This is a genomic window from Anaeromicrobium sp., assembly GCF_025210435.1.
Classification (GTDB): domain Bacteria; phylum Bacillota; class Clostridia; order Peptostreptococcales; family Thermotaleaceae; genus Anaeromicrobium.
In genome coordinates this window covers 1-14,673 of record NZ_JAOART010000006.1, presented here as the reverse complement: position 1 = coordinate 14,673, position 14,673 = coordinate 1, and the positions used below count along the sequence as shown (strand labels likewise).

General features: G+C 28.4%; 9 protein-coding genes and 1 pseudogene. 1 reads left to right on the top strand and 9 read right to left on the bottom strand.

From position 1 onward, the window contains the following. Positions 1 to 88: 88 nt before the first annotated feature. The 6 genes from N4A57_RS00760 to N4A57_RS00735 all read right to left on the bottom strand — a co-directional run bounded on the left by N4A57_RS00760 (position 89) and on the right by N4A57_RS00735 (position 10,517). Positions 89 to 1,474 (bottom strand): AAA family ATPase, encoded by a 1,386-nt coding sequence (locus N4A57_RS00760; protein WP_293655410.1) that lies wholly within the window; start codon positions 1,472 to 1,474, stop codon positions 89 to 91. Positions 1,475 to 1,680: 206 nt separating this feature from the next. Continuing rightward, entirely contained in the window at positions 1,681 to 2,262 is a 582-nt protein-coding gene (locus tag N4A57_RS00755; protein ID WP_293655408.1) for a class I SAM-dependent DNA methyltransferase, read from the bottom strand. Beyond that, a complete protein-coding gene (locus N4A57_RS00750) occupies positions 2,259 to 3,980 on the bottom strand; it encodes a potassium channel family protein (protein WP_293655406.1) in 1,722 nt (573 codons plus the stop codon). The genes N4A57_RS00755 and N4A57_RS00750 overlap by 4 nt, the downstream gene beginning before the upstream one ends. Positions 3,981 to 4,102: 122 nt before the next feature. Beyond that, the gene (locus N4A57_RS00745) at positions 4,103 to 6,481 is read right to left on the bottom strand and encodes a restriction endonuclease-like protein (RefSeq protein WP_293655405.1); all 2,379 of its coding nucleotides are present in this window, start codon (positions 6,479 to 6,481) and stop codon (positions 4,103 to 4,105) included. Next, positions 6,456 to 8,468: an McrB family protein gene (locus tag N4A57_RS00740; RefSeq protein ID WP_293655404.1), complete on the bottom strand. Its 2,013-nt coding sequence runs from the start codon at positions 8,466 to 8,468 to the stop codon at positions 6,456 to 6,458. The genes N4A57_RS00745 and N4A57_RS00740 overlap by 26 nt, the downstream gene beginning before the upstream one ends. Before the next feature lie 75 nt (positions 8,469 to 8,543). Then, positions 8,544 to 10,517, bottom strand: coding sequence for a 3'-5' exonuclease (locus N4A57_RS00735; protein ID WP_293655403.1), 1,974 nt, complete (start codon positions 10,515 to 10,517; stop codon positions 8,544 to 8,546). A gap of 403 nt (positions 10,518 to 10,920) precedes the next feature. Between N4A57_RS00735 and N4A57_RS00730 the strand changes: the two genes are divergently transcribed. After that, entirely contained in the window at positions 10,921 to 12,279 is a 1,359-nt protein-coding gene (locus tag N4A57_RS00730; RefSeq protein ID WP_293655402.1) for a peptidoglycan D,D-transpeptidase FtsI family protein, read from the top strand. Positions 12,280 to 12,497: 218 nt separating this feature from the next. On the opposite strand, the gene N4A57_RS00725 is transcribed toward N4A57_RS00730, so the two are convergent. The 3 genes and pseudogenes from N4A57_RS00725 to N4A57_RS00715 form a co-directional block, all read right to left on the bottom strand. Further along, entirely contained in the window at positions 12,498 to 12,632 is a 135-nt protein-coding gene (locus N4A57_RS00725) for a hypothetical protein (protein ID WP_293655401.1), read from the bottom strand. Positions 12,633 to 13,932: 1,300 nt separating this feature from the next. Continuing rightward, entirely contained in the window at positions 13,933 to 14,301 is a 369-nt protein-coding gene (locus N4A57_RS00720) for a hypothetical protein (RefSeq protein ID WP_293655400.1), read from the bottom strand. Positions 14,302 to 14,384: 83 nt separating this feature from the next. After that, a pseudogene (locus N4A57_RS00715) lies at positions 14,385 to 14,673 on the bottom strand (hypothetical protein); the annotation flags it as partial.

Sequence of the window (14,673 nt, the reverse complement as noted above, 5' to 3'; positions counted from 1 at the left end):
TATAAAAGTCTTATAGGTTACTTATAATGGATAAATACTTACTGCTATATTTATTTTTAGTTTCTAAATTTCAAATAATATGACCTTTTTAGTTTTCATCTATTAACCTCCCTGCTATTCGGAAGGCTCTACTTATATCAAAACTATTTGTTTCCTTATAGATTTCCTCTTTCTGACCTCCTAGATTAATACTCCTTATATATACATTTCTCAAATTATTATTGCTTTTCACATTTGTAAATCGCATATATCTATTAGTAGGATTTGTTGTTGTAAATATTATAGAAGCTGTATCTAACATTTCTAAAGGTCTTAAATTATGTGATGTGAAAATTAATTGCCCTTTCCCATTTTCATTGATGATTTGTAATATTTCTCCTAATAGATATTCAAATATTCCTGCATCAAGCTCATCAACTACCATACATACAGAAGGATTATTAAACATGGTGATTAGTGTACTTAATATTGATATGAACTTTTTTATCCCATCTGATTCATATTTTAATGGTACTTTTACTTTATCCCTTATGGAAACTAATTCTATTCTTATGCCTTCTTCGCCATCTTTAGTCAATTGCTTACCATAATTTTCTACTCCAATATTTAATCCAGGTATAATTGTTTCTAGGACAATATTCATTTGATTAATAACCTTTGATACAAGTTCATATACTTCTTTTTTAACTACTGATGGTTTTAATAAACCAATGCCTAGATCACCTTGAGTTGTTTTTTTATCATCTTTTAATCTAAAGCTCAAAGGAATCATAAGATTCAAATTTATAATACCTGAGTGATTATTGCTAAAAATAAACAAGTTAATTTTAGCATAATGCTTAAGTCCTTTAATTAACTTTGTGTATTTATCAAATTCTTTACAGTTGTTAATAATTGTTTCTGTCTCATTACTAAATATAAAAGATGTGAAATCTTTTTCAGATAACTTTTTGGCTACCCCTAAATTAATATGGACCTCAGAATTATTAGATGTAAGTAATTTGAAGTTCTTCGCTGGTCTAAACACTTCTTCATAACTTATATCATAATCTATTATGCCTGCTTTTTTTGTCCATACTCCATCTATAAGTTCCTTAAATGATAAATTTTCTTTTATTATCTGTGCCTTGTTTTCTTCAATTCTCTCTATATGTATTTCATAATATGCTATACTCTTATTCGCAGGAGTACTTACTTCAAACACAATCTTTATACATGCTTTCTCTGATTGACTAAAAATGAAATCTCCCGTATTCTTAGGTAATTCATTACCACTCATTATATGCTTTAAAATCCACATTGCATCAACTAATGCTGTTTTACCTGAGCCGTTCTGACCATATATGCCAATAATTTCAGACCTATGGATTTTATTATCTGACCTAACATGATTAGGAAAAGTAATTGTTCCCTTCTCAACATTTTTAATATTTACCAATTGTACCTGTTGAATACGAACAGTCGTATTTTCCATAAGACTCACCTCCAACTCGATAATACCATATAATTATGTACATGTAAATCTGACATTGGGTACAAATTGTTTCATTTTTAATATATATATGTTTAATATTAAATAGTATTACCTATAAAATAAATGATATTCAATGCTTGATGAAAAATTTAACTAATTGCACTTTTTTTAAAACAAAAAAACTAGGAATTTATCTCCTAGTCATTTTAGATCTTCTTCATAATAATATTTAACCAATATTCACCTTCTCTACCTGGTCTTACATCAGTAGTTTTGAACATCTCAAGGATTTTAAATCCACCTACTTTTTTAATTAGTTGTCTAAAACTTTCTTCATTATAAAAGTTGAAATACCTTCCGTTTTTCATTTCTTCCCTATCACCATATTTAAAGGAAAGATAAAAAACCCCTTCATCCTTCAATGCTCTAGCACAGTTTTTCATTACCATATTAATGTCTATCCTATTTATATGAAGCACGGATGCACAAGCCCAAATGCCATGAAATTTCGACACATAGGATATTTCTCTCATGTCTTTTACAAGTACTTCTTGTCCTATTAGTTTACTAGCTGATTTGGCAAGTTTTTCTGAGTAATCTAGGGCTGTGACTATGTATCCTTGGTTTTTAAAGTAAAGGCTATCACGACCAGAGCCACAGCCTAGGTCTAGGATTGAGTTGTCTTTTATAAAATATTTTTCAAATCTGTCATATAGATTTGCCATATCTGCATTTAATGTATTTTCCACAAAGGACTCTGCATTTTCATTATAATATTCTTTAATCATCTCTTCTCTCCCGCTACTTCTTCAATCGAATCTTCCTCTGATGTTTTTTTATCATAATCTAATCTTATTACAGCAATTGCCATTCCTATGTATATAACCGTCATAATATTACCTAAAACCATCTCAGACATAGCAATATACTTACTTATCTTACTTGTTGACACTATATCGCCATAACCTATAGTATAAAATGTAGCAAAACTATATAACTTGAAATTAATTTGTCTTTCTTCATCATCATCAACATAATTTTTTATATCGCTTATATTGAATGCTAATCTATTATCCTCTTTATATATAATTGCAGTTTTATTAAATTTTCCTTCAAAATCCATTTCTGTAATATAATATTGAATTCCGTTCACATCTGCTTTTGATCTCATAAGATGATTCGTATATTTTAAATTGTTAATCTCATTTAACAATTTAAATCTACTAAAATTATATAAATACACTTTGCTAAATGGAATAATATCATTCTGAGCAGGCTCTAAACACTTCTCTATAAACAATACATTTGAGTACTTTTTAAATAAATTTGCCTCACACCTAAAAAAACTTCCGTAGTCGTAATACATTGATTTAAATAAATTCTTATGTTCTATTTCTCTTATACAATATACTTTATTAGTATTTTTTCTAACCAAAGTAATATAATGATTATCTGTAATATCGTATAAAGAACTATAAAACAAAACTATACTTACACACAGAAAAACGTAAATACCTATTAGTACAAGTGCTTTTTTGCAAAAAGATTTTTTAATCATATATATATGTATTTTATATGCGTGTAGTAAAGCCATACTTATATAAGCAGAAAAAAACACTATAGCTATTATTAAATTAGTTGTAAACAGTATTTTTACTCCAATATCTATTAATTCATATTGAAAAATATTAAATGTTAAAATCTGTTCATATCCCGGGAAAAGAAATTTTACTATTATCCCTAATAATATTAATATTGGCAATACTATATAATAAATTAACATTTCTAATATTTCATCTAATTTAACTATCGGCTCTCTCAAACATGAATATATTATTCCAAGTTCTACATTAGTTAACAAATATACAGACATTATGCTGTATAACATATCATTCGGACTACCATCCAAACTGTTATTTAATAATTCAGTTGACCCAACAAGCCATATAACAGTCCATATGGCAAGTTTTATTCTTCTATATACTATTTTACTACAATTGAAATTTCTATTAACTTCTTTATTGTAGTAATTCTTTATAGATTTAAAATATAGAATTAGGTAAATTCCAACAACCTCCACGGGTAGTAATCCAATTTTTTCCTCTAATCCATAATAAATATTTGCACATACATACACTGAAATACTTAAAATGTATATCAACAATTCACTATTTGTTTTGATATATAATTTTTTCTTTCCAAATTCTGAATTTATTCCAACTCCCTTACACCTTATAATGAAAATTATAGAAAAAAATATAGATATTAGGCTGGCATATTTTAGTATATTAATGCTTAGAAAATCTGTTAGATATTTTCTATTTAACAAATATACTATTATAATAAAAGTATGAGTTACTATGAACCATAAATACTTGAGCTTATTTCCGTTCTGTTTTATTTTATTAAGAGATGGAAATGATATAATAACTCCCTCGTGATCAAATTCCTTAGTGGTAGCACCAATTAATGCTACTACTAATATAATAGTCAATGTAATAAACATAGCATCAACCCCTATTCTTTTGTATTTCTCTATATTGCTTATAATCAATAGTGTATTTTTAGCATCATACACGAAGTTTTTTCATCTTCTCTATCATAAAAAATAAAATATAGTAACCTATTCTACTCTCTAAATGTAATTGATTTTAAAATTAATCTTGGCTTTTTCATAAACTCTCTTATTGACCATATTTCAACTTCATTATTATCATAAATAACTTTAATATTATCTCCATCAATTCTTATTAAATAATTGTTAATATTAAATCCTTTATTTTGATAATCTTTTCTATCGACCAACTCTGAATTTTCAGTATACCTTATTAATTCTAAATATAACCTGTATTCTTCTTTTGATTTTATACATAGTTCATCAGCTTTTTCCACATTTCTAAGTAAAAATAAGCTAGTATACCAAATAGGATTTGGAGCAAATTTATTAATGCCTATTCTTCGTTTTAACTCTTGCCATCTTTTCAAATTAATTTTCACATAAATTTCATGAGACTCTTTAGGTAATTCTTTTATTTGATTTCTTTTAATATATTCTATGTTTTCTACCTTTCCATAGTATTTCACACCCTTTTGAGGTTCATATAAAGCCACATATTTAATACCGTTTGTCAAATTAATTTTATTCGCTGGGATATGATAAAAGTTATTCTCCATATTAGCTTTTAGTTGCTCTTTCTTCTTCACCACACCAACTAAAACATCTCTCTGATTAAAATAAGATTCTTTCAAATCATTTTCTTCACCTATAGCATTTACCTTTTTATTATAGGCTGTAATTCTCGATTCACCTATTAATTCATCTAAAAGTTCTTCCATTATACTTGTACTATTAGGCAAAAATGGAATCCCCCCTATATGAACTTTATCTATACTCTTATAAAATTTGTGTTTCTTATATAGTTCTTCATTATCATATGGAAATAAAACAAAAGCTCCAAATATTGTTCTATATATTTTTTTATCCTTACTTTCGTGCAAAACCGCATCCCTATATCTATGCATAGTATTAATATCTTCATCTTTTGGCCTTTTAACATTAACTTTTTCACCATCTATATTCACAATATCGTCTTCAATTTTATATTTTGCATCAAATATGTAATCATATGTATTGGGGCTACCTTCTTTATTTATTCTAAACACATTATCTGGCTTTTGGCCTACCGTTTGAGAATCTACATTCGTGTTATAGGCAATAGTAAACTTTTCTTTAGTTACAGGATGTTCATAAGTGGCCTTTGCTTCTTTCCCCTTTTTTAAAGTAACAAATATTCCATTATTATTTATTTTGATCATGTTACTACTCACTAGATTAAATTTTTTCCTAAGAATTGAATTAATCTTTATAAAGCACCAATATTCATATAAAGTAGCCAAGTCTTTCATTGACATTCTAAATAGATCACTCTCTATACTAAGGGCTTTATTTAGCATTAAATAATACTTATAAACATTCTTATATCCAGGTGCCATTCTCATAACTAAAGAAAAAGATTCTGTCATGTTAAAGTTACTAACTTTATTAAAAAAACTAGTTTTTATTAAAATATTCATTTCTCTTATCATTTTATTAATATCTTCTATAACTAAGGCATCATTGGCTCTTTTAAGATTTTTATATCTTTTCTTTAATCTTTCTAATTTTTCAACTATAGTATTAAGTATATATTTTAAAAACTGATTTTCATGAGTGTTAAATGTAGTTATTTTCTTACTCTCTAAAGCCTTTATGGGAACTATTTTTTCATTTTTCCTAACTATATGATGGCTGTTGCGTTGTAACCATTTAACTGTCTCTTTGCTACTTCTTTTAATCTTATGATATGGTAATATATTATCTTCTCTTTTAAGGCTATGATGAGGACTTTCTATTATTATCCTAATATTTTTTATAAGTTCTTTGTAAACACACTTTAATATACTGTAGTATTCCGAAAGGGTATTACCATCTTTCTGACTTATGGCCATATTAAAATATGTCTTTTTTAGAAAATCAAAAGACATATTATATATTTCTTCATTTACATCTCTTAATATATTTTTATAATCCTCTTTATAGTTAATTTTCTTTGGAAAAACTTCAATCCTTAATAATAAATGTTCTACTCCATTAATTTTTATTCTAAATTCTGAAAGTCCAATATCACTTCCAAAATTAATTACACCACTCATAATTCTTTTACTCTCTGTTATATAATCTATCTCATTTCTTATATTAGGATTTTCATGATAGACTTCTATATTATGGCCTTCCATATTCTCTATGATAATTTCATAGTTTTCATATTCATAAAATGTAGCTTTTTCAGGTTTTATTTTTTCCTCTAAAGTTCCATTTAAAGCTTCAATATAATAGCTATCTTTAAATACTTCATCATCATAATAAAAATTATCTTCTACCTTTTTCCCCTTTATTACAAAATCAATCTTATCTGTTTTTATATGTAATAATCTTTTATTTTTATTGCCAGAAGGTTGTAAATCCATCTCTTTCAAATCTCCTAACCATTTGAACTATCTTATTTCCACTATTTTTATAATTATTAGTACCTTTCATATGCTTATTCATTTTCTGCCATACATTGTTATCATGTTTATCAATTTTTCCTTCAAATTCTGTTAAAACTTTAAATATGTCTATTAAAATATATTTTATACTTGTGGTTGATCCTTGAAGTCTTGGTAACACCTTTTGCATAATACAATAATCTAAGGCTTCTTCCATATCCATTATCTGATTTTTAACTGCATATGTAACGTAAAATATAATTTCATCCCTCACTCTATATGCAAAGTGCAATCCATTTTCTTTAAGACATTCATTTATCTTTTCTATAGACTCTATTACTTTAATTGCTATTTCTTTATATTCATATACATCTTTAATTCCAATAAATTCTGATACCATTTCTTTATTTATAAGTAATCTAGGGACTTCATAATCATCTCTTAAATTATTAAAATCCACCTTTAAATCCACTTCATTAAATTCTATAGTATTAGCTCTATCCAAAACTTTTTTACTAAAAGGAAATGTAGTTTCATCCATATTTACAGTCCCTATTATGTATAAATTCTCAGGAATAGTTAAATTTCCATATTCTACATAAGAGTTTTTATCTTGTCCAAATACTTCTTTCCTTAATAGTTTGTCTGTTAAAACCATATCTCTATCTTTGTATCTTGTTTCCATAACAGATAATATATCACTAAAATAATATTCTACTCTAGCTAAATTCATTTCATCTAAACATACAAAATATGGTTCATCCTTCCCCTGAGCTTCTTTAATAATCTTTGTTAAAGGACCCACTTGAAACTTATCCTCTATATTCTTATATCCTAACAAATCAGAAGGATCTGACCAATCTGGTCTAACTGGAATTAAAGTATATCTTCCATTTTCACTATTAGCACCTAAACTCTCAGCAAACAACTTCACCAATTTACTCTTACCTGTCCCAGAAATTCCTGCTAATAATACGAAGGGTTTAGTCTTTAAAGAAAGGTATAGATTTTTTATTGTATTTTTATCATATGAGAATCCCTTTGAGGTTATATATTTATGTACATGATTTATTATTTCTTTTGAAGGAATTTCATCTTTTATCATATTGCTCTCCAACCTTTCTTTATAGTAAATATCTAATTTACTCATGAGTATACTTTTAAGATCCTCTATATCTTGATTATCTATACTAGACCAAAGTTCTTCATTAAATTTCAAAGTTTCTTTATTATTTATATTTTCTTTTATTAAAAAACCCTTATTATTGTATGCTTTATATGGATTGCCTGACATCAATGTCTTTACTTTTTCCAAGGTCAAATTGTTAATATTCTTTAATATGTCACTATCAGATTCTTCTATGACAACTTCTTTGTATTCTCTATTAATATAAAATAGCCTTATTCGTTCACATAATTCATTATAGTCCCCATGTCCTTTCTCATCTGCTATTTGCAACATTTTCAATAATAGGACTAATTTATATGACTTTTTGTACTTACCTTTTTCTAATTGATTAGCAGGTCCTACAAAGTCAAAAAATTCTCTTTGCACTGGCTCTATCTCCTTTGCATATAAATATTTTTCTTTACCTGTTGCATAAATTTTTATACCACTCATCAATTCACTTGGTACATTGTATTTTTTTCCTTTAGGAACTTTCTCTATCTCATTCCAAACTATTGTAAACCTTCTTTTTAAATAATCACTTATATCTTTACTACCACTATGAATAATTTGCAAATTCTCTTCTACATATTTTGATCGCCCTGTCTCGCGAAGCCTTACCAAGAATGTTTCTCCTTCAAAATCTAATGTTATTTGTATGCTTTTATTAGATTCCAAATTTTCATCTGGTAGTATTTTTAATATACTGTAGCGATATTCTTTAGGAATTGTTAACCCATATCTAAAAAACGAAGTATCTATGTTTTTTATAAAAATCAATTTTCTATTTTCTGACATTATTCCAACACCTCTGTTTGCCTATACTTAAACCCTACACATTCTACAAAAATAAAGATCACTAAATTAAGTGACCTATTTAAATAACGATAATATTTGATCTAATATACCTTTTGGGGCATCTTTAGTTAAGTTCTCTCTCTTCTCATTTAAAACATTTCTTTTATTGTTATTCTCATACTCTACTTTACTTTCTTTATTTAATCTTTTATTTATTTTTACATTTTCATATTTACTCTTAGATTTTGAAGTAATATCATAATTTTTCCTACTAGGTAATTGGCTCTCCTTTGTAGCTGCAACTTCACCTAATATGCCACCATCAATACTATAATACACCTTCAACTCTTTTTTAGCCCTAGTTAATCCCACATATATTAATTTCTTAGATTCATTTTCCCTATTTGATAAGCCCTCATAAAATCCACACATGTATATGTAGTCAAAATCTAATCCCTTGGCACTGTGGATAGTAGATACTTTAACTTTATTTTGATCATATTTAAAATTCTTTTTCTTAGAAGAATCCTTGCTTACTGGATAGTATGGGATTTTATTATTAATCAGGTTGTATTCTATCTTTCCTAGTTGATGTTTACCAAAATATAGTATACATATGTCTTTGTAATCTACACCCTTTTTTACTAACCCATTAATATCTGTGACTATCTTTTCCACTTCCTCATTTAAACCCTCACATTTTATTAGTTCTGGCTCTTTTCCATTTCTAAGGCTAGATTCAGGATTTATAAAGAAATTACTGTCTTCCACATCTTCACTTTTATCTACAGAACTATTGGAAATAAAATTGTGGGCAAAGTCTAAAATTTCTTGAGTATTTCTATAATTTTCTCTCATAACTATAGATCTTCCACTAGCTTTTATACCTACAGATTTTAATGTGTATTTTCTATTGTATAAATTTTGAGCACCATCGGCTCCTAGGACTAAATGGGAATGTTCTGGATTTCTTAGGATCTTTACTATGAATTCAAGCCACTCCTTATCCAAATCTTGTCCTTCATCTATTAAAATGGCATCATATTTATTTAACTTTTTAAAGTCATCCTCTGATATTTTTGAAATGTTGTCTGTTATCTCCTTATCCTTGTATAATCCTGAAGGCATATCTAATTTTTTAAATATGCCATTTATCCAATCATGAAAATGCCTTACCTCTAAATTAGGATATTCTTTCTCACCAATGGCATTTTTTAAGTGACTGGCTAAAACCGTATTATAGCATAGGGTTAGTATACTCCAGTCCTCATGAACTTGTGCTAGATGTTTAGCTCTACACACAAGAATTACTGTCTTTCCTGACCCTGCTACACCTCTTATTACCCTGTGGCCATATCCTAATCCCTTGGCATATTGCTCTTGCTGTACATTCATAACCTTAAATACATGGGAATCATCATCAAATAATTTTACTTCTTTAAATAACATTCCCCTGATTGTATCAATCTGTCTTTCTTCTAAGTACATATCTTTAAACTTATAAGGTATCATAGAAAATAGCTTCTTTAACAAATAGTCTTTATCCTGGCTATCTTCCATATGTTTTAAATCATCTTGGAATATAATGCAATCCTTATCTATAGTTTCATCTAATTTGTTATTTGAAAAACTCTTTTTAGTAATCCTTGTAAAAATCACACCATGACCATAATTAAATAATGGTTTTCCTTTGTATTTAGGATCTTTTCTTTGTAAATATTCATCCTTCTTTAATAAATTTACAATATTCCACATATAATTTCTTGCTTGTTTTTGTGGATTATCTGTAACCCCAATCTCTGTATTTAATTGGTATTTATCCTTATTAGCTTTAGATATGGACCCTATCTGCCAATCCTTTATTTCTAAGACTACCAAACCTAAATCAGGGCCTACAATTATAAAGTCTGGATGCTTTTTTTCTACTCTTAATTCATACCAAACTATATAGTCCTTTGGAAGCAACTCTTTCAAAATTTTGAATACTCTTTTTTCTCCAGCAGTAATATTATGTAGTTTTGATATGTACTCTGGTATCATTATTGCCATAATTTATTCCCTCACTTTTAAACATATTGTATTTATATTATAATCCTACAAACTGTAGAAATTTGTCTATTCTTGTTTGAGTTTCAATTTATATGATGATTTTTACCGTATTTACTCATAAAAAGGATTAAACATACCTATAAACATTAAAATAAGATAGCCCTTTAGCTATCTTATTTTAGCTTAATTCTTCCTTTTCAGTTTTAAATACATTCTTTTAAATTTTATAGAAGAAATATGATAAAAATGGTAAAATATAGAATATGTTTACTATATTTTTTGTAAGTTAGATATGAATGAAGGGGATTTTAATTTGGCCTGGAATTTAGATTAATGTCTTTACAAAATATTAAAGTAGAATTCAAAATATAATACTGTTTGTATTTATGAAGGAGGATTACCTATGTTTATTGTAAAAAGAAAAGGATTAGTATCTATTTTAGTTTTCATAAGTTGTATTGCTTTTGTATGCAGTTATAGCTATATATCAAGTAATGCAATGAGTCAGAAGGGGGAAAATCTGAAAAAAACTGTTGAAAGAGGAATTATATATGACAGAAATAAAAAGGAATTAGCTACAAATATGAGTACAAGCACCATATGGAGTAAACTGGGTCACTTATCTAATAGTACAAAAGTCCATGATGAATCTAAAGAGCCCTTAAAAGTAACACTAACTATTGATGAAAATATACAAAATTTTACTGAAAAGGCCATAGACAACGCCCTTGCCAAAACAGAGTCAAAAAGGGCAATGGCAATAGTTATGGACCCTAAAACAGGTGATATACTTGCAATGTCTGTTAAGTCTAGAGCTGATTTAAACAATCCAGTTGAACCTATAGTTGGTGAAGAAAAGGACAAACTGTACAATGAAATATGGACAAATCCAATGATAAGAGATACATATGAACCAGGTTCTACCTTTAAACTTATTACGGCGGCTGCATGTCTTGAAGAAGGTATTGTTAGTCCAAATTCAACTTTTACATGCAATGGTTTTTCAGTTGTTGAAGATGAGAAAATAAATTGTTGGAGGCACTACAGACCTCACGGTGAGCAATCATTTACAGAAGGAGTACAAAATTCATGCAATCCTATTTTTATAGAAATTGGGCAAAAGCTAGGAAAAGAAAAATATTATAAGTATTTAGATTCCTTTGGATTTACTAGTACTACAGATATTGATTTGGCACAAGATAGAAAATCTTTTATACAAGATAAAAATATAATAAGTCCTATCGAATTTGCAAACATGTCATATGGACAAGGCATATCAGTAACTCCCCTTCAACTAATCAGTGCTATTTCAGCCATTGGAAATGATGGAAAACTCATGAAACCTAGAATAGTAAAAGAATTAGTTGATAGTAAGGGAAATATCATAAATAAATATGAGCCTAATATGGTTAGGCAAGTAATATCTAAAGAAACTGCTAAGGAGCTAGGAGACATAATGGAGAGTGTTGTTTCCCATGGTTCTGGCAATAAGGCTTATATCCCAGGTTATAGGGTAGGTGGAAAGACTGGAACGGCAAATAAGTTAATTGATGGAAAGTATGTAGAGGGAAAAACTTATTCATCCTTTGTATCATTAGCCCCTGTCAATGACCCAAAGTTAGGCGTATTAGTGGTAATAGATGAACCACAAGGGTTTAAGTTTGGAAGTTTAACTGCTGCACCAGCAGTAAAGGAAATCATGCAGAATACATTAGCATATCTTGGTGTAAAAAAGCAAAGTGAAAAATTAGGGGTTCAATAGAATTAGCATACCCCTACATATATTTATGTTAAAGATATTAACCTTAAAAAAAGGGTGTTTAAAAAACTTTAGTTTTCCATTAGTAATAGGGCTATTTGCAAATAGCCCTATTACTATAATGACCTTTTAGTAATGATACATAATTAAAAAATAAGGCGGTCATTTTACTACCTTATTTTAATCCAGTTACTTGTACTATCCTTTTGAATCCACTTCTTTTACTTCTCCCTTTTTCGCCTTAAATGCCGCCTTTCAATGGCAGCATCCATAGCTGCTCTCACTTCTTCTACTGTTGGTTCATTAGAACTTGTCTTTTCCATTTCATTTCTACACTTCATTTCTAATCTTTTCATTTAAGACCCACTCCTATTCACCTATTAATTTTGCTCTTTTCCTTTCTACTATTACTACCATGCTTATCATGGCCTTTCACTTATATAGATAGGAAATCTATAATTTTTTTGACAGATTATTTTTGTTTTATAGCTTTTTTATTTTCTATCCTTTCTTTATTTCTCTACTCTCATATAATTTAATTAGTTCTTATATCCTTGCCCCCTATAGCCTTAGTAGTAATGGATTTAGATACCCTATGATGAAGAGATCTTTAATCTATACAGGGTGGTGAATTGGACAACGGCTACTCCTCCCCCTGTAATTCTAAAAAAAAAAGAATTACAGGAGAAGGGTTTTTACTATACAGTAACGGAGCCTATGGTATCCGTATACCCTTTTTCTTATTTGAGTAATTATTACCTTATTCGAAAACATCCTCTCAAACCTGCCCAGGCCCGATTACCAGGTATGTGTACCAAACATTTGAGGATGCCCCACAACGGAGCTGCACTTAGGCATATTCAAAAAACAAATTAGTCATTTCACTGGTTATTTGAATTATTTTCTTCGTTATGGAATCGCTTACATATGTTTAATATGCTCGCTCACCATGCCTTGAAAATAATCCAAATTCCTCAGAGAACTGACTAGTTTATTTCTTTCATATGCCTTATCTGGGAAATGCCTGTATTGTTTCCCCTAAAAACATATACAGGCCCATGCAGCTCTAACCTGCGACTAAACCATTGGTACGGTAAGTTGTTTTATCGTGATTCCTTTAGTCACCTCATCTAAACATGGGTATTGTCCAATGAGTTCACCTGCCAGCTTTCAACACGTCAATATTTTTTATAGTGGAATTGATTAACCACACTTTATTTAACTATCACTTATATAGATAAAAATTTTTTATATTTTTGGACTAATATTTTTTACAAAAAAATAAAAAGACCATAGGACTTATCCATATCCATCAGATCCTTTAAACTTTCATCAGAAATGTCATCTCTGAAAAATCTTACTTTTTTACACACTAAAAAAAATCCATAGATTAATCTATGGATTTTTTAGCTAATAGGAAGTCTATAGATCAACCTACAGACCTTTTATATATTAAATTATTTTCTTACTGAATTAATTCCTTTTTCATTTTTTCTATTCTTTCTCTTGTCAATCCAGTTGCTTCCATCTGGTATTTTCATTATGCATAGGGGTATGTGAATATGCTAATAAAAAAATTTTAGTAAATTGAATAGATACTCACATCATGTAAATAATTTAATTGAACCTATCTAAATTAATTATTCTTTTACTTAATTATTGAAGAAGGTTCTTCTTTATCTCTTCAACTTCTTCTACAGATAATTTTGAAATTTTAGCAGCCATATATACATCCAAGCCTAATTTTAATGCCTCTATAGCTGATTCCTTTCTACCTTTTTTTATTCCTTTTTTTATTCCTTTTTTTATTCCTTTTTCTATCCCTCTTTCTTCTGCACTACTTATCATATTTGCCCTTTCATGTAAGGCTTTTTCTCTTGCTCTATATAGTTCTATGGTCTTTGGGTCACTACTTAAATATTCTAATCTTTCCTCTACTTTCTTTATATCCTTATCCATATCCATCAGCTCCTTTAAAGTTTCATCAGATATGTCATCTCTGAAAAATGTCATCCATCTTTGCATATAGTTGGCATGATAAATGCCATATCCATTTTCTAGTGAACTATCCTCTATTTACTCACTCATTACTAGTTTGTTTTCTCATATTAATTTCTTAATTCTCTAATTTTATCTACAGGTAATCCTGTTTTACTGGAAATAGTCTCGTCATCTAATATATCTAATAATTTTTTTGCGATTTCAATAGCCTTTTTTAACTCACCCTTTTCTATGCCTTTTTCTATGCCTTTTTCCATTCCTTTTTGCTCAAAATGCTTTCTTCTTATTTCATCTACTGTCATCTTTAATACACCCCCAATTAAATTTTTATATTCTTCATATTTTCTTTCTAATTCTGGGTCTTCAATTAAAAATAAATACTCTAGCAGATCTACT